Annotated in this window: 20 protein-coding genes; 17 read left to right on the top strand and 3 right to left on the bottom strand. The window is 72.4% G+C overall.

Features of this window, described 5'->3' with window-relative positions; all coding sequences use genetic code 11:
• Positions 1–38: 38 nt before the first annotated feature.
• From AB0I42_RS19185 to AB0I42_RS19130, 12 genes are all read left to right on the top strand, one after another.
• A complete protein-coding gene (locus AB0I42_RS19185; RefSeq protein ID WP_357538867.1) occupies positions 39–1,898 on the top strand; it encodes a glycoside hydrolase family 13 protein in 1,860 nt (619 codons plus the stop codon).
• Positions 1,895–3,508, top strand: coding sequence for an alpha-amylase family glycosyl hydrolase (locus tag AB0I42_RS19180; protein WP_357538866.1), 1,614 nt, complete (start codon positions 1,895–1,897; stop codon positions 3,506–3,508). The genes AB0I42_RS19185 and AB0I42_RS19180 overlap by 4 nt, the downstream gene beginning before the upstream one ends.
• Positions 3,505–5,508, top strand: a complete 2,004-nt coding sequence (locus AB0I42_RS19175) for a maltotransferase domain-containing protein (protein WP_357538865.1) — start codon at positions 3,505–3,507, stop codon at positions 5,506–5,508. The genes AB0I42_RS19180 and AB0I42_RS19175 overlap by 4 nt, the downstream gene beginning before the upstream one ends.
• A 10-nt stretch (positions 5,509–5,518) precedes the next feature.
• Entirely contained in the window at positions 5,519–6,412 is an 894-nt protein-coding gene (locus AB0I42_RS19170) for a PfkB family carbohydrate kinase (protein WP_357538864.1), read from the top strand.
• A gap of 62 nt (positions 6,413–6,474) precedes the next feature.
• Positions 6,475–6,816 carry a hypothetical protein gene (locus AB0I42_RS19165; RefSeq protein ID WP_357538935.1) on the top strand — a complete coding sequence of 114 codons (342 nt, stop codon included), beginning with the start codon at positions 6,475–6,477 and terminating at the stop codon, positions 6,814–6,816.
• Positions 6,817–7,053: 237 nt separating this feature from the next.
• Positions 7,054–8,130, top strand: a complete 1,077-nt coding sequence (locus AB0I42_RS19160; RefSeq protein WP_357538934.1) for a BMP family ABC transporter substrate-binding protein — start codon at positions 7,054–7,056, stop codon at positions 8,128–8,130.
• Positions 8,131–8,320: 190 nt separating this feature from the next.
• Positions 8,321–9,844, top strand: a complete 1,524-nt coding sequence (locus AB0I42_RS19155) for an ABC transporter ATP-binding protein (RefSeq protein WP_357538863.1) — start codon at positions 8,321–8,323, stop codon at positions 9,842–9,844.
• 70 nt (positions 9,845–9,914) lie between these two features.
• A complete protein-coding gene (locus AB0I42_RS19150; RefSeq protein WP_357538862.1) occupies positions 9,915–11,267 on the top strand; it encodes an ABC transporter permease in 1,353 nt (450 codons plus the stop codon).
• 29 nt (positions 11,268–11,296) lie between these two features.
• Entirely contained in the window at positions 11,297–12,553 is a 1,257-nt protein-coding gene (locus AB0I42_RS19145) for an ABC transporter permease (protein WP_357538933.1), read from the top strand.
• Positions 12,554–12,608: 55 nt separating this feature from the next.
• Positions 12,609–13,310 (top strand): cytidine deaminase, encoded by a 702-nt coding sequence (locus AB0I42_RS19140; protein WP_357538932.1) that lies wholly within the window; start codon positions 12,609–12,611, stop codon positions 13,308–13,310.
• Positions 13,311–13,355: 45 nt separating this feature from the next.
• Complete coding sequence (locus tag AB0I42_RS19135) at positions 13,356–14,639, top strand: thymidine phosphorylase (protein ID WP_357538861.1); 1,284 nt, start codon at positions 13,356–13,358, stop codon at positions 14,637–14,639.
• 135 nt (positions 14,640–14,774) lie between these two features.
• On the top strand, positions 14,775–15,455 hold the full coding sequence (locus tag AB0I42_RS19130) for a DUF4272 domain-containing protein (RefSeq protein WP_357538860.1): 681 nt from the start codon (positions 14,775–14,777) through the stop codon (positions 15,453–15,455).
• Here the strand turns inward: AB0I42_RS19130 and AB0I42_RS19125 are convergent.
• A complete protein-coding gene (locus AB0I42_RS19125; protein ID WP_357538859.1) occupies positions 15,452–16,354 on the bottom strand; it encodes a putative RNA methyltransferase in 903 nt (300 codons plus the stop codon). The two genes, AB0I42_RS19130 and AB0I42_RS19125, sit on opposite strands and share 4 nt — an antisense overlap.
• A gap of 26 nt (positions 16,355–16,380) precedes the next feature.
• On the opposite strand from AB0I42_RS19125, the gene AB0I42_RS19120 reads away from it, so the two are divergent.
• Positions 16,381–17,457 (top strand): adenosine deaminase, encoded by a 1,077-nt coding sequence (locus AB0I42_RS19120; protein WP_357538858.1) that lies wholly within the window; start codon positions 16,381–16,383, stop codon positions 17,455–17,457.
• Between the two features lie 56 nt (positions 17,458–17,513).
• Here the strand turns inward: AB0I42_RS19120 and AB0I42_RS19115 are convergent, their stop codons facing one another.
• Positions 17,514–18,035 carry an ATP-binding protein gene (locus AB0I42_RS19115; protein WP_357538857.1) on the bottom strand — a complete coding sequence of 174 codons (522 nt, stop codon included), beginning with the start codon at positions 18,033–18,035 and terminating at the stop codon, positions 17,514–17,516.
• A 277-nt stretch (positions 18,036–18,312) separates the two neighbouring features.
• Here AB0I42_RS19115 and AB0I42_RS19110 point away from each other — a divergent pair, with 277 nt between their 5' ends.
• The 4 genes from AB0I42_RS19110 to AB0I42_RS19095 all read left to right on the top strand — a co-directional run bounded on the left by AB0I42_RS19110 (position 18,313) and on the right by AB0I42_RS19095 (position 23,209).
• Positions 18,313–21,732 carry a nitrate- and nitrite sensing domain-containing protein gene (locus AB0I42_RS19110; RefSeq protein ID WP_357538856.1) on the top strand — a complete coding sequence of 1,140 codons (3,420 nt, stop codon included), beginning with the start codon at positions 18,313–18,315 and terminating at the stop codon, positions 21,730–21,732.
• Between the two features lie 3 nt (positions 21,733–21,735).
• The gene (locus AB0I42_RS19105; protein WP_212826392.1) at positions 21,736–22,140 is read left to right on the top strand and encodes a roadblock/LC7 domain-containing protein; all 405 of its coding nucleotides are present in this window, start codon (positions 21,736–21,738) and stop codon (positions 22,138–22,140) included.
• Positions 22,141–22,242: 102 nt separating this feature from the next.
• Positions 22,243–22,620 carry a DUF742 domain-containing protein gene (locus AB0I42_RS19100; RefSeq protein WP_212828119.1) on the top strand — a complete coding sequence of 126 codons (378 nt, stop codon included), beginning with the start codon at positions 22,243–22,245 and terminating at the stop codon, positions 22,618–22,620.
• A 1-nt stretch (position 22,621) separates the two neighbouring features.
• Positions 22,622–23,209: an ATP/GTP-binding protein gene (locus AB0I42_RS19095; protein ID WP_357538855.1), complete on the top strand. Its 588-nt coding sequence runs from the start codon at positions 22,622–22,624 to the stop codon at positions 23,207–23,209.
• 188 nt (positions 23,210–23,397) lie between these two features.
• On the opposite strand, the gene AB0I42_RS19090 is transcribed toward AB0I42_RS19095, so the two are convergent.
• Positions 23,398–26,007 (bottom strand): transposase, encoded by a 2,610-nt coding sequence (locus AB0I42_RS19090; protein WP_357538854.1) that lies wholly within the window; start codon positions 26,005–26,007, stop codon positions 23,398–23,400.
• Positions 26,008–26,042: the final 35 nt, after the last annotated feature.

Here is a 26,042-nt window from a genome sequence, read left to right as displayed (position 1 = left end):
CGGCCCGGCCGAATCCACGAACAAACCGAAGGAACCCCATGCAGTTGCTGCACCTGCCCCACCACGACGGCTCGTCCCTGTACGTCTCGGACGCGGCGCCCGCCCTCGGCCGGACCGTGACCGTCCGGGTACGGGTGCCGGCCGCCGCCGACGTCACGATGGTGCACGTCCGCGTCGTCGTCAACGGTGAGCCGGTCTTCCACCCGGCATCGGTCGACCCGGAGCGCACCGGGTCGACCGTGGGTGGCTACGGCGCCGACGACACCTGGTGGCAGGTCGAGGTGACCGCGCACAACCCGGTCACCGGCTACCGCTTCTATCTCGAACGGGCCAGCGGGGCGCCGCTCTGGCTGACCGCAGCCGGCGTCGTCGACCACGACGTGCCGGACCGGACCGACTTCCGCCTGGTCAGCTACGCCCCGCCGCCGGCCTGGATGGCCGACGCCGTCGTCTACGAGGTGTTCCCGGACCGGTTCGCCCGGTCCGTGGCCGCCGGTCCGCTCGACCCGGCGACCCTGCCCGACTGGGCGATCCCCTGCGACTGGGACACCGACGCGGTGATCTACCAGGGACCGCAGACGCCGTTGCAGTTCTTCGGCGGCGACCTGGACGGCATCGTCGAACACCTCGACCACATCCAGGCACTCGGCGCCAACACCATCTACCTGCGGCCGGTCTTCCCGGCCCGGTCCAACCACCGCTACAACGCGACCAGCTTCGACCGGGTCGACCCGCTCGTCGGCGGCGACCCGGCGCTGCGCCGGCTCGCCGACGCCCTGCACGCCCGTGGGATGCGGCTGATCGGCGACATCACCACCAACCACTGCGGCGACGACCACGAGTGGTTCCAGGCCGCGCAGGCCGACCCCGACGCGCCGGAACGGTCGATGTTCTACTTCGACGCCGACGGCGGCTACGAGGCCTGGTACGGCGTACCCAGCCTGCCGAAGCTGAACTGGGGTAGCCCGCTGGTCCACGAGCGGGTCGGCGCCGTCATGCGCCGCTGGCTCGACGTCTACGACGGATGGCGGGTCGACGTGGCCAACATGACCGGCCGGTTCGGCGCCCAGGAGGACACCCTCGCGATCGGTGCCAGCCTGCGCCGGGAGGTCGTCGCCCGGGCACCGGAGGCGATGCTGATCGCCGAGCACACCCACGACTTCACCGGCGACCTCGACGCCGACGGCTGGCAGGGCACGATGAACCACGCCGGCTTCACCCGTCCGGTGTGGACCTGGCTGCGCGGCGACGGGCTCGACCTGCCCGACTTCATCGGCGTACCCGGCGGGGTGCCCCGCCGCGACGGCGAGAGCGTCGTACGGACCATGCGGGCCTTCGCCGCCCAGGTCTCGTGGCGGTCGCTGGTCCACTCCTGGCAGCTGCTGGACTCCTACGACGTGCCCCGGTTCCGCACCGTCACCGGCTCCCGCGAACGGCACCTGGTCGGCCTGGGGCTGCAGGTGACGCTGCCGGGCACGCCCATGGTCTGCGGCGGCGCCGAGTGGGGGCTGACCGGGCGCAACGGCGAGCACGCCCGTACCCCGATGCCGTGGCAGCGCCCCGAGGACCGCGACGACGTGCTGTTCAAGTCGTACCAGGACCTGATCCGGTTGCGGGCGACCGAGCCGGCACTGCGTGACGGCGGCCTGCGCTGGCTGCACACCGGTGCCGACGCCATCGTGTTCGTACGCGAGACCGCGACGGAGTCGCTGCTGGTCGCCGCGGTCCGGTCGACCACCGGTGCGATCGAGCTGCCGCTGGACGCCCCGCTGACCGGTCTCCACGACGCGGCCGACGTGTCCTCTGTAGACGGAACGGTGACCCTGCCCGGCGACGGGCCGGCGCTGCGGGTGTGGCGGCTGCGCGGTGCGGCCGGCACCGGTCAGGCCGTCGGGTGATCGTCGACGACCAAACCACCCCGGTGCCGCCGGCCGGCGGCACCGGGCCGGTGCCCGAGCCGGCCCCCGACTCACTCGCCGGCCTCCCGGCCGGGCCCGCCGGACCCGGCCACCCGTCGCCGGCCGACTGGCGCGACGAGGTGCTCTACTCGGTCCTGGTCGACCGGTTCGAGGCCGGGCCACGACCGGTCGGGTACGGCGACCCGGCCGACGGCGACTCCCGGCACGGCGGCAACCTCGCGGGCATCACCAGCCGGCTGGACTACCTGCGCGACCTCGGCGTCACCACCCTGCTGCTGTCGCCGGTCACCCGGACCACCCCGGACAGCTACCACGGCTACGCGCCGGTGCACCTGCTCGCCGTCGACCCCTACCTCGGCAGCCTCGCCGACCTGCGGGAACTGGTCGGCGCGGCGCACCGGCACGGCATCCGGGTGGTGCTCGACCTGGTCGTCAACCACGCTGCCCGGATCTTCGAGTACGAGGGCGGCGACGACGGCTGGAAGGGCGCCGCCCACCCGGCCCCGATCGGCGCCTGGACCACCGACTTCAAGCCGGCCGAACTCGCCGTACCCGAGCACTTCTCCCGGCGTGGCCAGATCGCCGACTGGAAGGACCCCGACCACGCCGCGCTCGGCGACTTTCCCCCCGGCTACCGGCGCCTGGCCACCGAGAACCCGGCCACCAGGGTGCTGCTCCTGCGGGTCGCCCGGTGGTGGCTGCGGGAGACCGACGCCGACGGGGTACGCCTCGACGCCATCCGCCACCTCGACCCGGACTTCGTCCGCGAGCTGACCGTCGACCTCAAGCGGTACGCCGCCACGATGGGCAAGCACAACCTCCTCGTCCTCGGCGAATACTCCAGCACCGCCGACGGCCCGATCGTCGACAGCCTCGCGCTCGGGTTCGACAGTGCCTACAACTATCCCGAGTACCGCCGGCAGAGTCGGGCGCTGCACGGCGCCGCACCCGCCCGCGACCTGGCCGACAGCCTGGCGACCGCCGCCGACGCCTTCGGCCCGCACCTGCCCCGGCTGGTCCGGTTCATCGACAACCACGACGTCTACCGGTTCCTGCGCGACGGTGAACCCGACGGCCGGCTGCGGGTGGCGCTGGCGTTCCTGATGTTCTCGATCGGTATCCCGATGCTCTACTACGGCACCGAGCAGGGCTTCCGCCAGCCCACCCGGCGGCTGGAGCGGGAGTGCTCGGCCGACCGGGCGGCGCCGCGCAACCGCGAGGACATGTTCGCCGCCGGCCGCTTCGTCTCGGCGAGTTCGGCCGGCGACCGGTTCGACACCTCCTCGGCGATGTTCCGCTGGACCCGGCGGCTCGCCGACGTACGGCGCCGGTTCGTCGCGCTGCGCCGGGGCGATCAGGTCGTCCGCTGGTCCGATCCGGACGGGCCCGGCGGCTACGTGTTCAGCCGCCGGCACGGCCACGAGGAGGTGGTCGTGGTGCTGAACACCGCCGACGAGCCGCGCCGGGTCGCGCTGGACACCGGCGGGCGGTGGGCCGACGTGCTCGACCCCGGATACGCCGGCCCGTCGCCCGAGGTCGACGTCGACGCTTTCGGCGTACGGGTGCTCGTCCGGACCGGTCCGCGATGACCGCCCGGATCGTGATCGAGGCGGTCGCGCCGGTCGTGGACGGCGGCCGGCAGCCCGCCAAGGCGGTCGTGGGGGAATACCTGCCGCTGCGGGCCACCGTCTGGCGCGAGGGCCACAGCGTGCTGTCCGTCGCCGCGGTCTGGCGCGGCCCCGGCGACGCCGCCCCGGTCCGGGTCCCGATGGCCGTGCTCGACGCCGGCCGGGACACCTGGACGGCGACCGTCGTGCCGGACCGGGTCGGCCGGGCCGGCTTCCACGTCGAGGCGTGGCACGACCCGTGGCTCGACTGGTGCCGGGCCGTACGGGCGAAGACGGCGGCCGACCTGCCGGTCGCCGAACTCGCCAACGACCTCGAACTCGGCGCCCGGCTGCTGGACGCGGTCGCCGGCCGGGCGCACGCCGACCGCGACCCGCTGGCGGCCGGGACCTGCGCCGACGCCGCCGGGCTGTTGCGCGACACCGGCCGCGAACCGGCCGAACGGATCTCGGCCGCCCTCGGTGCCGAGGTCTGCGCCGTCGTCGACCGCTATCCGACCCGCGAGCTGCTCAGCACCGGCACCGACTGCCCGGTGTACGTCGACCGGCCCCGCGCCCAGTTCAGCGCCTGGTACCAGGTCTTCCCCCGGTCGACGGGCGGGCGCGGCACTGACGGCGAACCGGTCCACGGCACCCTGCGGACGGCACTGGCCGATCTGCCCCGGATCGCGGGAATGGGGTTCGACGTCGTCTACCTCACGCCGGTGCACCCGATCGGCACGGTGGCCCGCAAGGGCCGCAACAACAGCCCGACCGCACAGCCCGGCGAACCGGGCTGCCCGTGGGCGATCGGGTCGGCCGACGGCGGCCACGACAGCATCGCGCCGCGGCTCGGCACCCTGGCCGACTTCGACGCGTACGTGGCCCGGGCCGGGGAACTGGGGCTGGAGGTGGCGATGGACCTCGCCCTGCACTGCGCGCCCGACCACCCGTGGGTCACCGCGCATCCGGAGTGGTTCACCACCCGGCCGGACGGCTCGATCGCGTGTGCCGAGAACCCGCCGCGCCGGTGGCAGGACATCTATCCGCTGAACTTCGACAACGACCCCGAAGGGCTCTTCGCCGAGATCTTCCGGGTGCTGCGGCACTGGATCGACCGGGGTGTGCGGATCTTCCGGGTCGACAACCCGCACACCAAGCCGGTCGACTTCTGGGCCCGGCTGATCTGGCACACCAAGGCGGCGTACCCGGACGTGCTCTTCCTGGCCGAGGCGTTCACCCGGCCCGCCGTGCAGCGCGGGCTGTCCCGGATCGGATTCAGCCAGACATATACCTACTTCACCTGGCGGACCACGAAGGAGGAGCTGGTCCAGTTCGGCGAGGAACTGGTCGAACTCGACGCCGGCCTGCGCCCCAACCTCTGGCCGACCACCCACGACGTGCTGCCCGCACACCTGCGACAGGGCGGCCCGGCGATGTTCGCGATCCGGGCCACGCTGGCCGCCACCCTCTCGCCGAGTTGGGGGATCTGCACCGGCTACGAACTGTTCGAGGACGCCGCGCGGCGGCCGGGCAGCGAGGAGCACCTGGACTCCGACAAGTTCCAGGTGCGGGCCCGGGACTTCGCCGCCGCCCGGGCCGCCGGCCGGTCGCTGGAGCCGTGGCTGACCACGCTGAACCGGATCCGGCGGGCGCACCCGGCCCTGCACCAGCTCCGGACGTTGCGGTTCCACGACGTCGACAACGACGCCCTGATCGCCTACTCGAAGATCGATCCGGCGACCGGGGACACCGTGATCTGCGTCGTCACGCTCAACCCGTACGCCGTCGAGCGTGGCGTGCTGACCCTCGACCCCCGTGCCCTGGACCCGTACGCCCTCGACCGCCGCACCCCGGTGCCGGCCGACCGCACCGACCACGAACTGCTCGACGAGGTCGACCGGCGGCGGTGGCTCTGGGGCCGTACGCAGAAGGTCGAGATCGATCCCGCCCAGCGGGTCGCCTACATACTCACCCTGGCCTGAAGGAGATCAGTTGTCCGACGACAGCGACGTGCTGGTGCTCGGTGGCGCCGGCGTCGACACCATCGTCTACGTACCCGAACTGCCACTGCCCCTGCGGGACAGCTACATGGTGCCCGCGATCGAGCCGCGCGCGGGGCAGACCGGCGACAACGTGGCGGTGGGGCTGCGGGCCCTCGGCCTGCGGACCGCGCACATCGACGTGCTCGGCGAGGACCGGGAGGGGGACCTGGTCCGGGCGCTGCACGAGGCGTACGACGTACCGCTGCACGCGGTGCCCACGAAGGCCGGCACCAAGCGGGCGGTCAACCTCGTCGACCCGGCCGGCCGGCGGCTGTCGCTGTACGACCCCCGGGGCAGTGACGCCGACCGGCTGCCCGCGGACCTGGTCTCGGCGTACGCGGCCAGCGTCCGGCTGGTGCACGTCTCGATCACGCATCCGTGCCAGCACGCCCTGCCCCTGCTGGCCGGCGCGCCGGCGCTGGTCTCGACCGACCTGCACAACTGGGACGGCGAGAATCCGTACCACGAGGCGTTCGCCTACGCCGCCGACGTGGTCTTCGTCTCCGCGACCGCGCTGGCCGACGGCCCCGCCACCCTGCGTCGGATCATCGACCGGGGCCGCGCCGGGGTCGTGGTCGCCACCGCCGGGGCCGAGGGCGGCTACGCCCTGGTGCGTGGCGAGGACGGGGTACGGCCCTTCGCGGCGGCCGGGCCGGCGGCGCCGGTCGTCGACTCCAACGGTGCCGGTGACGCGTTCGTCTCCGGCTTCCTCTACGGCCATCTGGCCGGCGAGCCGGTCGACACCTGCCTGCGCTACGGCGCCGTCGCCGGGGCGCACGCCTGCACGGTGCCCAGCACCGGGATCGATCCGATCGACCGGGCCACGCTGCTGGCCAGGGTGTAGCCCGGGACCGGGCGGCGACGGCGGATCGAGATCACCGACCGGGGTAGGAGAGGATGAACGGTGTGGAAGCTCTACGTCTCGTGCTGCTGTATGTCCATCTGATCGGGTTCGCGCTGCTGCTCGGCGGCGCGGCCGTGCAGTATCTGTCCGGAAAGATCCGGATCAATAAGGCGATGCTCTGGGGTGCGGCGATCCAGGTGCTGACCGGGCTCGGGCTGTCCGCGCCGCTGCGCGACGGTGCCGAGCCGGATCCGGCGAAGCTTGTTATCAAACTGGTGCTCGGGTTAATGATCTTCGTGATGGTCTTCTTCGCCCGGAAGCGGGAGACGGTCAACAAGGGCCACTTCCTTGCGATCATTGGTTTGACGCTGGTCAACGCCGCTGTGGCGGTCTTCTGGCGGTAGGCGCCGGGGCGTGACAAAAGGGGCAAACGATCGTTTGGGTCGGCCGTTAGGGTGACTCTGGTAAAGGCGGAAGGTCGGCTCGCGCACGACAGAGTTACGCGAGGGTAACGAGCCCTCAACAGTCGTGCACGATTGTCGGCCGTTGGGCGGGCGCGCGCGTACGCTCCCGTGCGTGGATTCACCGCAGACGTGAGCGGTGTGCAATGGAAGGAGACCGTCTTGCGCTCTGTGCGTGGGATGCGGATCGTGTCGCTCGTCGCGGTGGGCGGGCTGGCCCTGGGCGCCGCCGCATGCGGTGAGGCACCTGAGGACAACGACAACGAGGGCGGCACCGCCGCCGAGAAATACACCGCCTGCATGGTCACCGACGTCGGTGGCATCGACGACCGCTCCTTCAACGCCTCGGCGTGGGCCGGTCTCCAGGCGGCGGCGACCGAGAACTCGGACGTCGACCCGAAGTACGTCGCCTCCACCGCCGAGGCCGACTACGAGCCCAACCTGACCCAGTACGTCAACCAGGACTGCAACTTCATCCTGGCGGTCGGCGGCCTGATGGGCGAGGCGACGCAGAAGGTCGCGGCGGCCAACAGCGGCCAGCAGTTCGGCATCGTCGACGCCAAGATCGAGGCGACCAACGCCTTCCCGATGCAGTTCGACACCGCCCAGGCGGCGTTCGTGGCCGGCTACCTGGCCGCGGGCTACTCGAAGGCGGGCAAGGTCGGCACCTACGGCGGCATGAAGATCCCGCCGGTGACCATCTTCATGGACGGCTTCGCCGACGGCGTCGCGCACTACAACCAGGTCAAGGGCGCCAACGTCCAGGTGCTCGGCTGGGACAAGGCGAGCCAGAACGGCTCGTTCACCAACGACTTCGTCAAGCAGGACGAGGGCAAGAAGGTCGGTGACACCCTCGTCGCCCAGGGCGCCGACGTGATCATGCCGGTCGCCGGTGGCGCCGGGCTCGGCACCGCCGCCGCCGCGCAGGCCGCCAACGGCGCCTACAGCGTGATCTGGGTCGACGTCGACGGCTGCGAGAGCGCCCAGCAGTACTGCTCCACCTTCCTCACCACCGTCGTCAAGAACATCAAGGACGCGGTGAAGGACGCCGTGGTCAAGGGCGCCAACGGCGAGACCCTCGCCAGCACCCCGGGCTACCTCGGCACGCTGGAGAACAACGGCGTCTCGATCGCGCCGTACCACGAGTTCGACAGCAAGGTCCCGGCCGAGCTGAAGGCCGAGGTCGACAAGGTCAAGGCCGACATCATCGCCGGCACCATCAAGGTCACCTCGGCGGCCCAGCCGAAGGTCGACTAGTTCCACGCGACACCGTGCCGGATCCCACTGGTGACCATCACCGAGGGGTCCGGCACGGTGCGTGAACACCAGGACACCCCCACCCGCGGGCCGCAGCCGCCCGTACGTGGGGGCGTCCTGTCCGAGGCCCGGTCCGTGTCCCGGGTCGCACGTCCGTCAGGAGGCTCCGCTGAGACTCGAACTGCGCGGCATGACCAAGCGCTTCGGTGACCTGGTCGCCAACGACCACATCGACCTGACCATCGAGCCCGGCGAGATCCACGCCCTCCTTGGCGAGAACGGCGCCGGCAAGTCCACCCTGATGAACGTCCTGTACGGCCTGCTCCAGCCCGACGAGGGCGAGATCCTGGTCGACGACAAGCCGATCCAGATCCGCAGCCCCCGGGACGCGATCAACGCCGGCATCGGCATGGTGCACCAGCACTTCATGCTCGTGCCGGTCTTCACCGTGGCCGAGAACGTCATGCTCGGCGCCGAGCAGACGCGTGGCGGCCTCCTCGGCCTGCTCGACCAGCGCCGGGCCCGCCGCCAGGTCACCGAGGTCTCCACCCGGTACGGCCTCCAGGTCGACCCGGACGCGGTGATCGAGGACCTGCCGGTCGGCATCCAGCAGCGGGTCGAGATCGTCAAGGCCCTGACCCGTGAGGTCGACCTGCTCATCCTCGACGAACCGACGGCGGTGCTCACCCCGCAGGAGACCGAGGAACTGCTCGCCGTGATGCGCTCGCTCAAGGAAGCGGGCAAGTCGATCGTCTTCATCACCCACAAGCTCGGTGAGGTCAAGGCCATCGCCGACCGGATCACCGTGATCCGGCGCGGTCGTACGGTCGGCACCGCCACCCCCGACGCCAGCCGGGACGAACTCGCCGCGCTGATGGTCGGCCGCAACGTCACCCTGACCGTCGAGAAGACCCCGGCGCAGCCGGCCGGAGCGGTCCTCGAAGTCGAGGGGCTGGTCGTCGACGACGACCGGCAGACCCGGGTCGTCGACGGCGTCGACCTGACCGTACGCGGCGGCGAGGTGCTCGGCATCGCCGGCGTGCAGGGCAACGGCCAGACCGAACTGATCGAGGCGATCATGGGCCTGCGCCCGGTCCGGGCCGGGACGATCAGCCTGGACGGGCAGCGCACCGACGGCTGGACGACCAAGAAGGTGCTGCGCGCCGGGGTCGGCTACGTGCCCGAGGACCGCAGCGTCGACGGCGTGGTCAAGGAGTTCACCGTCGCCGAGAACCTGGTGCTCGACATCTACGACCGGCCGCCGTTCGCCGCCGGCCTCGCGCTCAGGCCCGACGCGATCGCCGCCTCGGCCAAGGAGCGGATCGAGCAGTTCGACGTGCGTACGTCCTCGGCCGAGGCGACCGTCGGGACGCTGTCCGGCGGCAACCAGCAGAAGGTGATCGTCGCCCGGGAGCTGTCCCGCCCGCTCAAGCTCTTCATCGCCGCCCAGCCGACCCGGGGCGTCGACGTCGGCTCGATCGAGTTCATCCACCGCCGGATCGTCGACGAGCGGGACACCGGCACCGCCGTACTGCTGGTCTCCAGCGAACTGGACGAGGTCATCGGGCTCGCCGACCGGATCGCGGTGATGTACCGCGGCCGGATCCTTGCGATCGTCGGCCCGGACACCCCCCGTGAGGAGATCGGCCTGCTGATGGCCGGCATCACGCCGGACGCGGGCGACGACGCCCCCGTGAATAAGGAATCGGCATGAGCGAGCGCAGCGAGCGAATTATTGGCGCAGTTGAACTCATGCGGCTGCCGAGCGTAGCGAGGCGGGACGCATGAGCGAACGTAGCGAGGGCGCATCGTCGCCGGACAAGACGCCGGCGGTCGAGTCGGAACTCGCCAAGACGGAGCGGACCGCCGCGGTGGAGCCGGCCGCGGACGCCAAGGGCAAGCAGCCCGACGGCGGACGCGAATCCCTCGGCCAGCTCTTCCTGCACAACCTGTGGGCGGCCAACACCTTCACCGTCACCGTGCTCGCCGTGGTGCTGGCCCTGCTGATCGGCGCAGTGCTGATCATCGTCTCCGAGCCGGACGTGCTGGCCACGTACAGCTACATCTTCGCCCGGCCCAGCGACGCGTTCACCGAGAGCTGGATCCTGGTCAGCGAGGCGTACTCGAGCCTGTTCAAGGGTGCGGTCTTCGATCCCGGCGCGGTCAGCGCGTGGATCGGCGGCGACGGCGGCTGGAAGCCGGTCTTCGCGCCGATCTCCGAGACGCTGACCTACACCACCCCGCTGGTCTTCACCGGCCTGTCGGTCGCGCTCGCCTTCCGTGGCGGCCTGTTCAACATCGGCGCCCAGGGCCAGGCGATCATGGGCGTGGTCCTTGCCGGGCTCGCCGGCTTCCTGCTGCCGCTGCCGCCGGTGGTCCACCTGATCGTGGCCCTGCTCGCCGGCGCCCTCGGCGGCGCGATCTGGGGCTTCATCCCCGGCTTCCTCAAGGCGCGCACCGGTGCCCACGAGGTGATCAACACGATCATGCTCAACTACGTGGCGATCTACTTCCTCGGCTGGCTCATCGTGCAGCGCGGGGTCCAGAACCCGGACCGCACCGACGCGATCAGCCGCCCGGTCGACTCGTCCGCCCAGTTGCCCCGGCTGCTCGGCGACGACCTGCGGGTGCACGCCGGCATCCTCGTCGCGGTCGCCGTGACCGCCGGGGTGGCCTGGCTGCTCAACCGGTCGACGTTCGGCTTCGAGTTGCGGGCCGTCGGCGCCAACCCGGACGCCGCCCGGACCGCCGGCATCAGCGTCACCGCCACGTACGTCATGATCATGGTCATCGCCGGTGCGCTCGCCGGCCTCGGCGGGGCCAACATGGTCGTCGGGTCCACCGCCAACGCGCTGACCGCCCTGGTCGTCGCCCAGATCGGCTTCGACGGCATCCTGGTCGCGCTGCTCGGCCGGGTCAAACCGTGGGGAGTCCTGCTGGCCGCGTTGCTCTTCGGCGCCCTGCGCGCCGGCGGCAACACCATGCAGTCCTTCGCGGGCATCTCGCTCGAACTCGTGACCGTCCTCCAGGCGTTGATCGTCATCTTCATCGCCGCGCCGGCCCTGGTGAAGGCGATCTTCCAGCTCCGGGCCGCCCGCGCCGCGCGGCTCCAGACGAGCATGGCGAAGGGCTGGTGAGCGGCGTGTCCACGACGACCGCACAGGAAATGACCAACGTGACCGTGGCGACCGGCTTCTGGACCAAGGGCCGCAAGGTCGGCCTGGGGCTGCTCGTCGCCGGGGTCCTCGCCGCGATCATCTTCGGCAGCCTGGCCACCGAGCAGTCCGCCCGGTTCACCCTCAGCGAGGACTCCGGCGGCGCGGCCCTGGAGATCGGTGGCACCTTCGGCGCGATCCTTTTCGGGATCATCGCGGCGGCGGCCGGCGCCGCGCTGCTCGCCGGCCTCGACAAGCGCTTCTTCCTCTGGGCGCTCGGCGTCGGCATCGTCGGGCTGGTCCTGTCGTTCCTGTGCTGGCAGATCTCCGACGCGCCACCCGGCCAGAACTTCATGCCGATGGTCAACATGGTCCGCGGCACGTTCCTGCTCGCCTTGCCGCTCATCTTCGGCGCGCTCGCCGGCGTGCTCTGCGAGCGGTCCGGTGTGGTCAACGTGGCGATCGAGGGCCAGCTGCTGATGGGCGCCTTCGCCGGTGCCCTGATCGGCACGATGAGCGGCAGCATCTGGATCGGCCTGATCGCCGCGGCGCTCGGCGGCGCCTTCATCTCGCTGCTGCTCGCCGTCTTCGCGATCCGCTACCTGGTCGACCAGGTCGTCGTCGGCGTCGTGCTGAACCTCTTCGCGATCGGCCTGACCGGCTTCCTCTACGAGCGGTTGATGCAGACCAACCAGCAGGAATACAACCAGCCGCCGCACTTCGGCACCTGGGAGATCCCGCTGCTGTCCGACATCCCGGTCATCGGTCCGGCGCTCTTCCGCGGCAGCATCTTCCTCTACCTGGCGCTGATCCTGGTGGTCGTCCTCCAGATCGCGCTCTTCCGCACCCGCTGGGGGCTGCGCACCCGGTCGGTCGGCGAGCACCCGACCGCCGCCGACACCCTCGGCATCCGGGTGCTGGGGCTGCGCTACCGCAACGTGCTGCTGGCCGGCATGGTCGCCGGCATCGGCGGTGCCTCGTACACGCTGCTGCTCTACTCCTTCACCAAGAACATGATCGGCGGCAAGGGCTTCATCGCGCTCGCCGCGCTGATCTTCGGCCGGTGGAGCCCGACCGGGGCGCTGCTCGCCGCACTGTTCTTCGGCTTCGCCGACCAGCTCGGTGCCTACCTCGGCGCGATCAACAGCATCATCCCCAGCCAGTTCCTGGCGATGCTGCCCTACCTCGCCACGATCCTCGCCGTCGCCGGTCTGGTCGGGCGGGTCCGGGCGCCGGCCGCCGACGGCAAGCCGTACATCAAGGGGTGACCCGGCCCGGTGCCAGCCGCACCGGCCGGAGCAGGGCAGGATGGACGACGTGACCATGGAGATCGACTGGAGCCGGCTGCGGGACGCCGCCGTCGCCGCGATGGCAAACGCCTACGCCCCGTACTCGAAGTTCCCGGTCGGGGCGGCGGCCCTCGTCGACGACGGCCGGATCGTCGTCGGCTGCAACGTCGAGAACGCCGCGTACGGTGTGGTGCTCTGCGCCGAGTGCGGGGTGGTGTCGGCACTGCACGCCAGCGGCGGCGGCCGGCTGGTGGCGCTGTCCTGCGTCGGCGGCGACGGCGAGCCGCTCATGCCGTGCGGGCGCTGCCGGCAACTGCTCTGGGAACACGGCGGACCCGACTGCCTGATCGAGGCCCGGCCGGCGCCGCTGCGGATGTCCGACCTGCTGCCGCACGCGTTCGGCGCCGACGACCTGACCGCGGCGGCCCGCCCCTCGATCCCGTCGGTGCCGGCGGGACTCGCCGCCTGGCGTGGCCGCGGCACCGTCTTCGTGCACCCCGACGTCGCCGGCGGCGAGCAGGTGTGGACCGGCTACTGGGAGCGGTCCGGCGGCGGGGGCGAACCCGTCGAGCCGGGCATCCTGGAGGAGGCGCCGACCTGGTCCGATCCGGCCGACGCGGTCGCCTGGGGACACGCCCGCACGCCCCGGGTGGTGGTGGTCGACGCCGAGGGCGCGACGTTCTGGGCGGGTGAGGGCCAACCACCCGTCGACGTCCCCACCCGCTGGCCGGGCTGACGCCCGCGCCCGCCACATTCCTGATCCGACAGAAAGGCCCGAGCGATGAGCGCGTTCACCGCCGTCGACGTGATCCGTACCAAGCGGGACGGCGGGGTGCTCTCGGACCCGCAGATCGACTGGGTGGTCGACGCGTACACCCGGGGGCTGGTGGCCGACGAGCAGATGTCGGCGCTGGCCATGGCGATCCTGCTGCGGGGCATGACCCCACCGGAGATCGCCCGGTGGACCGCCGCGATGATCGCGAGTGGGGAGCGGCTCGACCTGTCGGCGGTCGACCGGCCGACCGCCGACAAGCACTCGACCGGCGGTGTCGGTGACAAGATCACCCTGCCGCTGACCCCGCTGGTGGCGGCGTGTGGCGCGGCCGTACCGCAGCTTTCCGGCCGCGGCCTCGGGCACACCGGCGGCACCCTGGACAAGCTGGAGTCGATCCCGGGCTGGCGGGCGGCACTGCACAACGACGAGTTCATCGCCCAGCTCCGCGACGTCGGCGCGGTCATCTGCGCCGCCGGTGACGGGCTCGCCCCGGCCGACCGCAAGCTCTACGCGCTGCGCGACGTGACCGGCACCGTCGAGGCCATTCCGCTGATCGCCAGCTCGATCATGAGCAAGAAGATCGCCGAGGGCACCGGCGCGCTCGTCCTCGACGTCAAGGTCGGCTCCGGTGCCTTCATGAAGTCCATCGACGACGCCCGCGAACTGGCCCGGACCATGGTCGAGCTGGGTACGGCCCACGGCGTGCGGACCGTCGCGCTGCTCACCGACATGTCGACCCCACTCGGGCTGGCCGTCGGCAACGCCGTCGAGGTCACCGAGTCGGTCGAGGTGCTCGCCGGTGGTGGCCCCGCCGACGTCGTCGAACTGACCCTGGCCCTGGCCCGCGAGATGCTCGCCGCCGCCGGGCTGCCGGACGCCGACCCGGCCGCCGCGCTCGCCGACGGGCGGGCGATGGACTCGTGGCGGGCGATGATCCGGGCCCAGGGCGGCGACCCCGACGCGCCGCTGCCGGTCGCCCGCGAGACCGAGACCGTACGCGCCGCGGCCGACGGCTACGTCGCGTCGGTCGACGCGTACGCGATCGGGGTGGCCGCCTGGCGGCTCGGTGCCGGCCGGGCCCGCAAGGAGGACCCGGTCAGCGCCGCCGCCGGCATCGTGTTGCACCGCAAGCCGGGCGACCGGGTACGCGCCGGCGACCCGCTCTACGAGCTGCGGACCGACGACCCGGCCCGGCTCACGGCGGCACTGGCCACCGCCGCCGAGGCGGTCACGGTGACGGCGGCGGCCGCGCCCACCCCGACCCCGCTGGTGATCGAACGGATCGGCTGAGCCGGGCGTCTTCGCGGGTCCGCGTGTATTGCCGGTCCGGCAGCGGCTATCCTGCCCTCGCCAGCAGGCGGTAGCCGCTGACCTGCCCCACCGGGGAGCCGGCCGCCCCCGCCACCGTCGACAGGGGACGATGCGATGACCGTACCCGCGCCCGATCCCCGTCCGGTCCGGCTGGCCAACGTCGAAGAGGTACGCCGGCTCGGGCTGCCCGTCCCCCCGCCGCAGTTCCCGCTGGTCTGGGAGCCGGGCGACGAGGTCGCGCTGCGCTCCACCGGCGAGATCGAGGCCCGGACCGCGGTGTTGCAGGTGGTGCTGGCCCGCTGCTTCGGCATGGCACCGCAGGACGCGATGGGCTGGCTGCTCGGGTCGCATCTCGTCGAGCTGGTGACCCCGCCGGAGTGGCAGTACGTCATGGGCGGGCGCGGTGACCACCGGTCGTTCGTGCTGCACTACGACGCCGTCTTCGCGCTCACCTGGCTGCTGGGGCTGACCAAGCACCTCGACCCGCTGACCCCGCCCGACGAGCGGCTGATGGACGTGCTGCCCGACCTGTCGACCGGGGAGACGTTCACCGCGTGGCGGTCGCGTACGCTCGCCGCCCCCCGCGACGCGGTGGAGGCGGCCGCCCTGCTCGACCTCTACTACTGCCTCGACTGGGCCTACCTGGAGGCGGAACGCACCGGGACCCCGCTGCCGGGGCAGATCGACGCGAACGCGATCGGCCAGCGCCGGTGGGCGCTGGAGTGGGCGGTGGTCTTCCGGGGCCCGTTCCACGACCCGCCGCCGGGCTGGGAAGAGGTCGACCTGTCGACCTAGGCCCGGGCGGCCCGACCACGCGGGCGGTAGCGGCCGAGCACGACCGACGCGGTCACCTCCACCGGTTCCGCCAGGCCGGCGATCCGCGCGTCGAGCCCGCCTCCGTCGGTGTGCCAGGCGCTCGGTCCCATCCCGACCAGCGTCCGCACCTGGGCCCGGTCGAGCGGCAGTGTCCGGCGGTGCGTGGACCGTTCGGCCAGTTCGAAGTGGTCGGCGAGGCTGCCGGCGACCCGGTCGGCCTTGGCCGGGTCGACCCGTAGCAGGTCGAGCCGGTCGACGAGTTCGGCGAGGTGGTCGTCGGCGGGGGTGACGACGAGCAGCGCCCCGTCCGGGCGCAGCACCCGCCGGAACTCGGCACCGTTGCGGGGCGCGAAGACGTTGAGCAGGACCGCCGCCGCCCCGTCGGCGACCGGCAGGGTGCCCCAGGAGTCGGCCAGCGCCGCCGCCGCCCGTGGATGTGCCCGCGCCGCCCGGCGTACCGCCGGTTTGGACACGTCGAGGGCGAGCCCGACCGCGCCCGGCACGGCGTCGAGAACCGCGGCGAGGTGCCGGCCGGTGCCGGCGCCCGCGTCGAGCACGAGCGGTCCGGCCGGGCGGTCGCCGGGTGCGGTGGGGTCGTCGTCGGCCGTGGCGACGGCGTCGGCCGCCGCGGCGGCCAGCGCCCCGGAGACGAAGTCGTAGTGGCCCGCCGACAGGAAGGCGTGGCGGTCCGCCACCATCTGCGCGGTGTCGCCGGCATGCGCGACCCGCCCGGCGACGAGATTGACGTATCCCTGTCTGGCCAGGTCGAAGCTGTGGCCCCGGGGGCAGCGCAACGCCCGCGCGGTGCCGGCGGCGACGGCGGCGAGCGGTTGCCGGCAGACCGGGCAACGCAGGTACGGCGTAACGATGTCGACCACGTTCCTCCGCCCACTAGTGTCTCCACATGGTCGCAATCGCTTACGAAGAGATCGTCAAGGCCCCGAAGGCGCTGCTGCACGACCACCTCGACGGGGGCCTGCGGCCGGCGACGGTGGTCGAGTTGGCCGAGGCGGTCGGGCACCAGTTGCCGGCCACCGACCCGGCCGAGCTGGGCGGGTGGTTCGTCGAGTCGGCGGACTCGGGCTCGCTGGAGCGTTACCTGGAGACGTTCGCGCACACGGTCGCGGTGATGCAGACCGAGGACGCGTTGTTCCGGGTCGCCGCCGAGTGCGCGCTCGACCTCGCGGCCGACGGGGTGGTCTACGCGGAGGTGCGGTACGCCCCGGAGCAGCACCTGGAGCTGGGCCTGCGGCTGGAGCAGGTGGTCGAGTCGGTGCTGGCCGGGTTCGAGTCCGGTGCGGCGCAGGCCGCCGAGGCCGGTCGTCCGATCCGGATCGGCACGCTGCTGACCGCGATGCGGCACGCGGCCCGGTCGCAGGAGATCGCCGAGCTGTCGGTCCGCTACCGCGACCACGGTGTGGTGGGGTTCGACATCGCCGGTGCCGAGGCGGGCTTCCCGCCCACCCGGCACCTCGACGCCTTCGAATACCTCCAGCGCGAAAACTCGCACTTCACCATCCACGCCGGGGAGGCGTTCGGGCTGCCGTCGATCTGGCAGGCGATCCAGTGGTGCGGAGCCGACCGGCTCGGGCACGGCGTCCGCATCGTCGACGACATCACCCTCGGTGAGCAGCCGGTACTCGGCCGGCTCGCGGCGTACGTCCGCGACAAGCGGATCCCGCTGGAGCTGTGCCCGTCGTCCAACGTGCAGACCGGTGCCGCGGCGTCGATCGCCGAGCACCCGATCGGGCTGCTACGTGACCTGCGGTTCCGGGTCACGGTCAACACCGACAACCGCCTGATGAGCGGCACGTCGATGTCCCGCGAGATGGCGCTGCTGGTGGAGGCGTTCGGCTACGGCTGGGCCGAACTCCAGTGGTTCACGATCAACGCGATGAAGAGCGCCTTCATCCCGTTCGACGAACGGCTGGCGATCATCAACGAGACCATCAAGCCGGCGTACGCGAAGCTGCTGGGCTGACCCGTCGGGCGGCGGGTCCGGGGCGCGCGCCGGCCCGGCTGGTGGTGCGGGACGGATCAGGCCCGCGGGTCGGTCTTCGGGACCCGGGCGACGATCTGCCGGACGAACTCGCCGCCGCGGGCCGGCTGGCAGCCGAGGCTGGTCTGCCGGCGCAGCACCCGTGGCTCCGACCGGAGCAGGCCGAGTCCGCGGCGCAGGAGCACCCCGGCCGGCTTGCGCCGCTCGGCGAGATCACGGACCAGGCGCCGGAGGAAGGTGGCACCGCGCGGCCGGCGCAGCGCGTACGCCCCGGCCAGAAGTCCCGCACGTTGGCACTCCGAGACGATTTCGGCGGCGAAGATACCTTCGGCGATGAAAAGTGGCGATCCGGCGAGATCGAAAACCCGCGTGGCCACCCGTCGGTCCGCGCCGATCGCGTAAACCGGCACTTCGGCCTTGCCGTCTCGGACCAGTTGGGCGATGGTCTGGACCGCTGCCGAAGCATCCCAGGCGGCTGGTGACTCCCAGTCGATCACCCCGTTTGTCCGCGGAAGGGTGGGATCGTCGCCTTCCTTGTAGAAGTCGTCGAGGCAGAGCACGGGGAGTCCGGTGCGACGGGCGATGTAGGACTTCCCGGAGCCGGACGGACCAGCGAGAAGAACAACTCCGACAGGGGGATCGATCACTGTAGGTAACTCCGGGCGTGCGGTCAGCTATTAAACCTCATGAACATCCCATCACACGCTCCGGGCCGAAGAACGTGGGCTTTCTTCTTGACTTGCGGCGTGATGGAATCTCGGAGGTCCGACCCGACCGGGGCGGACGATGGGCGGCGCCCGGTGCCGCCGACCGGCGCCGAACTAGGGGGGCGGTGACGTGAGCAGCCAGCCGGAACCGGCGAACTCCATGGTGTCACGGCTCCGTCGACCGTTCGGGCGGCTGCGCGACCTGCCGATCTGGTCCAAGCTCGGGCTGATCATGGTAGTGCCCATCCTGGCCACCGTGATCGTCGGTGCCAACGGGCTCATCACGCACCTCGAAACCCACCAGACCGCCGACCGGGCCCGCAGCCTGGCCAGCCTTTCACAGGTCTCCGGCGAACTCGTCCAGACGTTGCAGGACGAGCGGGCCGCCGCCGTCATGCTGCTCGGTGCCGGGGAGAACGCCCAGCTCAAGGAGCGCTACCTCCAGACCTACGACGGCCAGCGCAAGAACGTCGACGACGCCACCGGGCCGTACACCACGCAGCGCAACGCGCTCGACGGCCTGCCGGCCAACTTCTCCGGCCTGCTCGGCCGCATCGACCAGACCCTCGTCGACCTGCCCGGCATCCGCAGTCAGGTGGTCAACGGCACCCTGCGGATCAACGACGCCGCACAGTCGTACGAGGGGCTGATCAGCGACCTGCTCGACATCCGCGACTCGGCCGCGCAGCTCGCCGGCGACACCGAACTGAGCGAGCGGATGCGGGCCGCCGCCGCGATCTCCCGGTCCAAGGAATACCTGTCCCTGCGGCGGGTCGTGGTGCACCGGGCCCTGATCCAGGGCGCACTAACCCCGGTGCTGCGCACCGACTACATCGCCACCCAGACCGGACAGCAGCAGGCGCTGCAGAGTTTCCAGGCGGCCGCCAACCAGTCCGAGTCGGCGTTCTACGAGCAGACCGTCGCCGGTTCCGAGCAGCGGGAAGCCGACTCCTACAGCGGCTACGTCCGCGGCAAGACCACCGACAACCTCGACGACGTGCCGTTCGACGCCGACGAGTGGGACGCGGCGATGGCCGGCAACGCCAACCTGATCCGCGCGGTCGAGACGAAGCTCGACGGCGACGTGGTCGACCTGGCGACCGACCTGCGCGACGGCGTACAGCGGCAGTTGTTGATCGAGACCGGGCTGCTGCTCGGCACCGTGCTGCTGGCCATCTTCTTCGCCTGGCTGGTGGCCCGCTCGATGGCCCGCTCGCTGCAGGAGCTGCGGCACGGCGCGCTCAACGTCGCCCGCTACGGGCTGCCCCAGGCGGTCAGCCGGCTGCGTGACCCGAAGATCGCCGGGCAGTACTCACCCGAGCAGATCGCCGAGCAGGTCGCCGAACCGCTGCCGGTCCGCAGCCGCGACGAGTTCGGCCAGGTGACCGAGGCGTTCAACGCCGTGCACCTGGAGGCCGTACGCACCGCGGCCCAGCAGGCCGCCCTGCGGGCCTCGGTGTCGACGATGTTCGTCAACCTCGCCCGCCGCTCGCAGATCCTGGTCGACCGGCTGATCGGGCACCTCGACCGGCTCGAGCGCGGCGAGGAGGACCCGGACCGGCTGGCCGAACTCTTCCAGCTCGACCACCTGGTCACCCGGATGCGCCGTAACGACGAGAACCTGCTGGTGCTCGCCGCCGCCGACTCGACCCGGGTGCAGCGCGAGCCGGCCGCGCTCATCGACGTACTGCGTGCCGCCCAGGCCGAGGTCGAGCACTACACCCGGATCGAGTTCGGAGTCGTCGACCGCGACATCGAGGTCGCCGCACCCGCCGTCAACGACCTCGTACACCTGGTCGCCGAACTCTTCGACAACGCGACCGCGTTCTCGTCACCCGACTCGCACGTCATGGTCGAGGCGCGCCGGGTCGGTGACAACGTCGGGCTCTACGTCGAAGACCAGGGCATCGGCATCAAGCCCGACCTGCTCCGCGAACTCAACGACCGGATCGCCTCGCCGCCGCAGATGGACGTCGCGGTGTCCCGGATGATGGGGCTCGTCGTGGTCGCCAGGCTGGCCGCCCGGCACGACGTCCGGGTCGAACTGCGTCCCGGCACCGAGCGCGGCACCGTCGCCGAGGTCACGCTGCCCCCGTCGGTGCTCGTACCGCGCTCCATCTCCAGCGGACGGACCGCGGCCGGCGCGCTGGAGATGTCCCTCCAGGCGCCCCCGACGAAGGGATCGCCCTTCGCCGCGCCGCTGGCGCTGGAGGGTGGCAGTGACGAGCCGGCTCGGCCCGCCGCCGCCGGCCCGCTGCCCGGCGACCCGGCGCCAGCCGGGCCCGGCCTCGGTGGGCGCCCCTTCGATCCCATGCCGCTCAACGGCGGCGGGCTCGGTGCCGGCGGCCGTGGCATGCCGGCGTGGTCCGACCTGACCGGTGCGTCGGCGGCCAACGGCGGCAACGGCAACGGGCGGGGCCGTCCCGTCGATGTTTTCACCCCGCGCCAGCATCCGGACGGCGAGCCGCTGCCGCAGCGCCGGGCCAACGACCACTGGACCGTCGACGGCGAGATCGCGGCGGCCAGCGGTGGCGGCATGCCCGGCATCCCGCGCCAGCTTCCGGCGACGCCCGAGTCTCGCACCGGAATGGTGCCGCCGGTGTCGGCGCCGCCGGTCGCCTCGGGGCCGCCGGCCACTTCGCCGCCGGTCTCGGCACCTCCGGTCGCACCGCCGCCCGGCCCGGCCACGGCGCCGTCCGGCGCCGTCCCGCCGGCGTGGCCCCCGGTCGCCGCCGACGACCGCGAGCCGATTGGTGGTGAGCGGGAGCAGGTGGCGCCGCAGGTGCCGGAGGATCTGGCGGCGGCACTGGACATGACCACCGAGCTGCCCCGCATACCGCGGCGGACCGCCGACACCAGCCTGACGGTACCTCCGGTCCCCGAGAACCGACTGCGGTTCGCTGATGAGACGATGGAGCTGCCGATCTTCCGGGAGTTGGAATCCGCGTGGTTCCGCACCCGGCGCTCGGTCCCCGAGGATGCGTCGCCATCGACGACCACGGGGGCGGATGACAGCTCGGACCAGTTCGTCACGGCGGATGCCGCGCGCGTCCTGGGACCGGGGCAGGGCACATCGACGGGGACGACAGGTAACGCAGCGATGGCGAACACGCCGTGGTCCACGGGCGAATCCCGTGGCAGGGGGCCGGCGGCGACCAGCGCGGGCGCGACAGCCGCCGGCAACGGTGGCGGCGCGACACGCGGAGGCGAGGCCGCGACAACAGCCGGGTGGCAGACCGCGGCCGACGACGGCTGGCGGGCGGCTTCGGCCGCCGCCGAGGTGTCGGCCACGGCGACCACCCAGACGGGCCTCCCCAAGCGGGTACCGATGGCTCAACTGGTACCCGGAGGGGTGGACAAGCCGACGAGTTCGGTGCAACGACGCACCCCCGAGGCGGTACGCGGGCTGCTGTCCGCATACCACCGCGGTGTGCAGCGCGGTCGTACCCAGCCCAAAGACGAAAACCCCGGCCCGGAGCGCACTTCGGACGGGCAGCAATCTTCGCAGGGTGCGGGTGGCTTCGGTCGCCCGCGGCCAGAAGGAGCATGAGGGATGACATCTACGCAGGATCTTGGTTGGCTGCTCGCCAACTTCGCCGATCGTGTGCCCGGGGTCGCCCACGCGATCGCGGTGTCCGCGGACGGACTGCTCCTCGCGTCGTCACGCGATCTGCCACGTGACCGGGCCGACCAGCTCGCCGCGATCGCTTCAGGACTGGTGAGCCTCACACAGGGAGCGGCGCGCTGCTTCGAGGGTGGTGCCGTCCTTCAGACAGTGGTCGAAATGGACAACGGCTTCCTGTTCCTGATGTCCATTTCGGACGGCTCGTCGTTCGCCGTACTGGCGGCGCGCAGTTCGGACGTCGGCCAGGTCGGCTACGAGATGGCGCTGCTCGTCGACCGGGTCGGCGACGCGTTGACGCCGCAGCCGCGTACCGCGGTGGGAATGCTCGGCTGAACAGGACCGTGCCGGCCTCCACCGGCACGGTCGCAACAACTGGAAACGGCGAGCTGCGACGGGTGGGTACTGTCGGCAGGGCAGAAGGGGGTGAACGGCTAGGTGATCGAACGCGACGAGCCAACCGGAGCGCTGGTCAGGCCCTACGCCGTCACCCGCGGACGGACCCGGCCGCGGTTGCACATCGCGCTCGAGGCGCTCGTCGAGACGACGGTGCGAGGCCGATCCGCGGGCAGTGCCAAGGGCGGCCAAGGCCGGGAGCACCAATACATCGCCGCGCTGTGTGACGGCCGGTTGCAATCACTCGCCGAGATCGCGGCGCGGATGCAGTTGCCGCTCGGAGTGGCCCGGGTCCTCATCGCCGACATGGCCGCGGACGGCCTCGTGGCGGTGTACGAGCCGACCTCCCTGGACGACACGAACGACGCGGTGGGCACTGAACTGCTGGAGAGGGTGCTGAGTGGACTTCGCAGGCTCTGACATGTCGCAACGTCCGATGGCCGGACGCGTGACATCGGCGAAGATCGTGATCGCCGGTGGCTTCGGCGTCGGGAAGACGACGCTGGTCGGCTCGGTTTCCGAGATCACGCCACTGACCACCGAGGCCATCATGACCTCGGCAGGTGTCGGCGTGGACGACACCCGGCAGGTGCCGGGCAAGACGACCACCACCGTCGCGATGGACTTCGGGCGTATCTCGATCGACCGTGACCTCATCCTCTACCTGTTCGGCACGCCGGGCCAGACGCGTTTCTGGTTCATGTGGGACGAACTGGTCCGGGGTGCGATCGGTGCGGTCGTGCTCGTCGACACCCGTCGGCTGGCCGACTGCTTCGCCGCGATCGACTTCTTCGAACATCGCCGGCTGCCATACCTGATCGCCATCAACTGCTTCGACGGGATGCAGTACCACGACCCGCAGGACGTCCGTGACGCCCTCGCGATCCCGAGCGAGGTCCCGGTGGTGGCGTGCGACGCGCGGAACCGGGAGTCGACGAAGCACGTGCTGATCTCGCTGGTCGAATACGTCCTGACGATGCGCCGGTCGCGGGCCGTCGCCCCGGCCTGACGGCTCGGCACGCACAGACCGAACAACGCGGCGGGCACTCCATCTGGAGGGCCCGCCGCGTTCGTGTTCCGGCTGCAAAAGGGATGGGCGAGAGTGGGCCCCGGGCGTGATGGCCGTCCACCGTCGGGTGGGACGCCGGACCGGGCGACCCGGAAACGCCCCGGACGAGCCGGGGCGTACGGGCGACGTCAGGACCGGTGGCCGGCCGAACGGTACTCGTATTCCCGGTCGCTCTCCTCGCGGCCACCGTGGTCCCGGCTGAAGTCCCAGCCACCGGCGGCCTCCCGGCCCGGACGGCCACCGACGGCGTATCCGCCGATCTCCTGCCCGCGCCGCCAGCCGCTGAAGTAGCCGGTCGTGTTCTCGGCGATCCGGGCCGCGTCCCGCACGATCCGCAGCGGCCGTTCCTCCCGCAGCGGAGAGCCGGGTACGAGGTTGGCCTGGGGGACGCGCTTCGGCAGCCCGGCGGCGGTCTCTACGCCGACCGACGGCTGCGCGGCCTGCTCGGCGGCCCGCCAGCCACTGTCGGCCGTGGACGACCACTCGAGTTCGGTGCCCTCCTCGTCCTGCCCGGAGAACCACGCGGACGCGGCGGCGAAGATGAGCAGGTCGTTGTCGCCCTCGGACGACACGACGGGCGGCGCGGCACGTTCGGGCCCGGCCTGGCGGGGCTGGGGGCCGCGGTCGGACCCGGGTTCGACCAGGCGCAGGGGCGCGGGGTCGGGCTGCGGGGCGTCGGGGCGGGGCTTGTCGGGCCGGGGAGCCGGGCGAGCGGTGCCCGCCGGTCCGGTGGGCTGCTCCTGGCGCGCCGCCGGGGCGACGACCGGGCGCGGTTCGACCAACCGCAGTGAGGGTGGCTCCGGCGGCAGGTCGTCGGCCAGCCACGGCGGCTTGACCCGGGTCTCACCGGTCGGCTCGCCGGGTCCGCCGCGGGACCGGTCCCGGCTGTCGAGGTCGTACGCCGGCTCCCGCCGGTCGGTCCCCTCGCCGCTCTCGTCGGCGGGGCCGACCAGGGGCCAGGCCGCCCGGGAACCGGGCTCCGCCGCCGGCGTCTCCTCTGCCGGCGGCCGGGAAGCCGGCAGCGGCACCACGAAGTCGGTCGCGTTGAAGCCGGCCTTCGCCGACGGCTGCTCACCCCTGGTGTTCGGGCGGGGCACGATCGGGGTCGGGCGCTGCCGTTCGGCGCGGGCACTGTTGATCGCCGCGGCGGTGATCGGCGCCCGGAACGGCTCGCCCGCCTCGGCCGGCGGCACCGGGCCACGCCGGGCCGGCCGGTCCGGCGTGGACGGTGCCGGGACGTCGGGACGTCGGGACGGCGCGTCGGCGTCGGGCGAGGCACCCCGTCGGGGCAGCCCTTCCGGCGTGCGGGCCGCGGCCGCCCGTCGGCCCGGGCCGGACGGCTCGGAAGGCGGCGACGGCCGCTGCGAACGGTTGTCGGTGTCGGCCTCGGAGGAGGCGACCCGCTGGGCCGGCACGATCGGCGTCATGCCCGGCGGAGGCGGTGGCGGGGCCGAGATCGGCCGGTTGTGCGGCGGGTCGAGCCGGTGCTGGGCCGCCGGGGCGAGCGGGAAAGGCGGCCCGGACACCGGCGGGGCCGATACCGGCGGAGCCGAGGTGGGCGTCAGCGCCGCTGCGGGAGCCGCCGGGCGGGGCGCCACCGGCGGTGGTGCGACCGGATCGGGGGCCACCGGTGGCGGCGCGAGCGGTCGAGGTGCCGCCGGAGCGGTGCCGGCCTCGGGCGCGAGGCGATTGCGACGGCCACCGACCGGGGTGCGCTCCGCGGCGGGGTGGACCGGGCGAGGCCCGGCGGCCGGTGGTGCCGACGTCGGGGCCTCCGAAGACGCCGACGCGGTCCGTCGGGTGCGACGGCCGGCGGTCGACGGTGGCGCGGTGATCCGGGCCGAGAGCGTGGCGACGAGCGCGTCGCAGCCGGCGTCACATGCCCGTACGGCCGCGACCGCCTGGCGGACGGCCTCCGCGGTCGCCGACGTGATCGCGGTCGTGTTGGTGCCACGAGCCGGGGTCTCGGCGATGGCCAGCCGAAGCGCGGTCACCGCATTGGTGATCGTCTCGGTGTCGGCGATGCCGTCGGCGGCCAGGTGGGCGGCGACCGCTTCGGCCGCCACCGTCGTGTCCCGGCCCCGATTGCCGGAGCCGCCGAGCATGCCGGGCTCGGGCAGCGCGTCGAGGACCGCCAGCGACAGCGGCTCGGCGGGGTCGGGGTAGGCCCGCAGCGCGGCCGGGTACAGCTCGCGCAGCACCTCGCGCAGCGCGACGGCGGCCGAATGGCGGCCGCTGGCGAGCGCGAGGTGGGCGGCGAGGGCCGGCTTGAACGCGGCGAGGTCACGCGGAGCGGGCAGAGTCGTCGCGGAGATCGCGCCCGCCTGGAGCGCCCGGGCGAGGCCGACGGCCCGACGGGTCCCGGCCGGGGAGGAGATCTCGGTGGGCGAGTCGTCGTCGGCGAACCGCTCGGCGTAGTCGTCCACCGAGTCGTCGTCGGCGATCGCCAGCGGCCGGCCCGCGGCGGTGAGGAGCGAGGTCACCAGGTGGTCGTCGCTGTCGGCGGCGACCACCGCTCCGCTCGATCCGCTCGATCGGCCGGCGAGCAGGACACCGAGCTTGGCGTAGCCAGCCGGATCGTCGCCGATCTCGCATACGTCGAGCAGCCGTCCGGCGTCGTCGACCACTGCGGCTGTCAGCGTCGCGCCGGCCGAGGCCGGTGCGGCTGCCGAATCCACCGATGCGAGACCGCAGTACACCCGCACGAGCGCCACGGCGTCGTCCTCCTCCCGGGACACATGTCGTGTGCCAAGGACTGATGTTCCCCGTTGAG

Source organism: Polymorphospora sp. NPDC050346, from assembly GCF_040655695.1.
Taxonomy (GTDB): Bacteria; Actinomycetota; Actinomycetes; order Mycobacteriales; family Micromonosporaceae; genus Polymorphospora; species Polymorphospora lycopeni.
Note: the sequence above shows the minus strand (reverse complement) of the source record. Positions and strands in the feature narration are given on the sequence as shown.

Excerpts from the sequence above, each read along its gene's own strand:
- AB0I42_RS19185 (WP_357538867.1), top strand. The coding sequence starts at position 39 with ATGCAGTTGCTGCACCTGCCCCACCACGACGGCTCGTCCCTGTACGTC.
- AB0I42_RS19175 (WP_357538865.1), top strand. The coding sequence starts at position 3,505 with ATGACCGCCCGGATCGTGATCGAGGCGGTCGCGCCGGTCGTGGACGGC.
- AB0I42_RS19160 (WP_357538934.1), top strand. The coding sequence starts at position 7,054 with ATGCGGATCGTGTCGCTCGTCGCGGTGGGCGGGCTGGCCCTGGGCGCC.
- AB0I42_RS19155 (WP_357538863.1), top strand. The coding sequence starts at position 8,321 with ATGACCAAGCGCTTCGGTGACCTGGTCGCCAACGACCACATCGACCTG.
- AB0I42_RS19150 (WP_357538862.1), top strand. The coding sequence starts at position 9,915 with ATGAGCGAACGTAGCGAGGGCGCATCGTCGCCGGACAAGACGCCGGCG.
- AB0I42_RS19145 (WP_357538933.1), top strand. The coding sequence starts at position 11,297 with ATGACCAACGTGACCGTGGCGACCGGCTTCTGGACCAAGGGCCGCAAG.
- AB0I42_RS19140 (WP_357538932.1), top strand. The coding sequence starts at position 12,609 with ATGGAGATCGACTGGAGCCGGCTGCGGGACGCCGCCGTCGCCGCGATG.
- AB0I42_RS19135 (WP_357538861.1), top strand. The coding sequence starts at position 13,356 with ATGAGCGCGTTCACCGCCGTCGACGTGATCCGTACCAAGCGGGACGGC.
- AB0I42_RS19130 (WP_357538860.1), top strand. The coding sequence starts at position 14,775 with ATGACCGTACCCGCGCCCGATCCCCGTCCGGTCCGGCTGGCCAACGTC.
- AB0I42_RS19120 (WP_357538858.1), top strand. The coding sequence starts at position 16,381 with ATGGTCGCAATCGCTTACGAAGAGATCGTCAAGGCCCCGAAGGCGCTG.
- AB0I42_RS19105 (WP_212826392.1), top strand. The coding sequence starts at position 21,736 with ATGACATCTACGCAGGATCTTGGTTGGCTGCTCGCCAACTTCGCCGAT.
- AB0I42_RS19095 (WP_357538855.1), top strand. The coding sequence starts at position 22,622 with ATGTCGCAACGTCCGATGGCCGGACGCGTGACATCGGCGAAGATCGTG.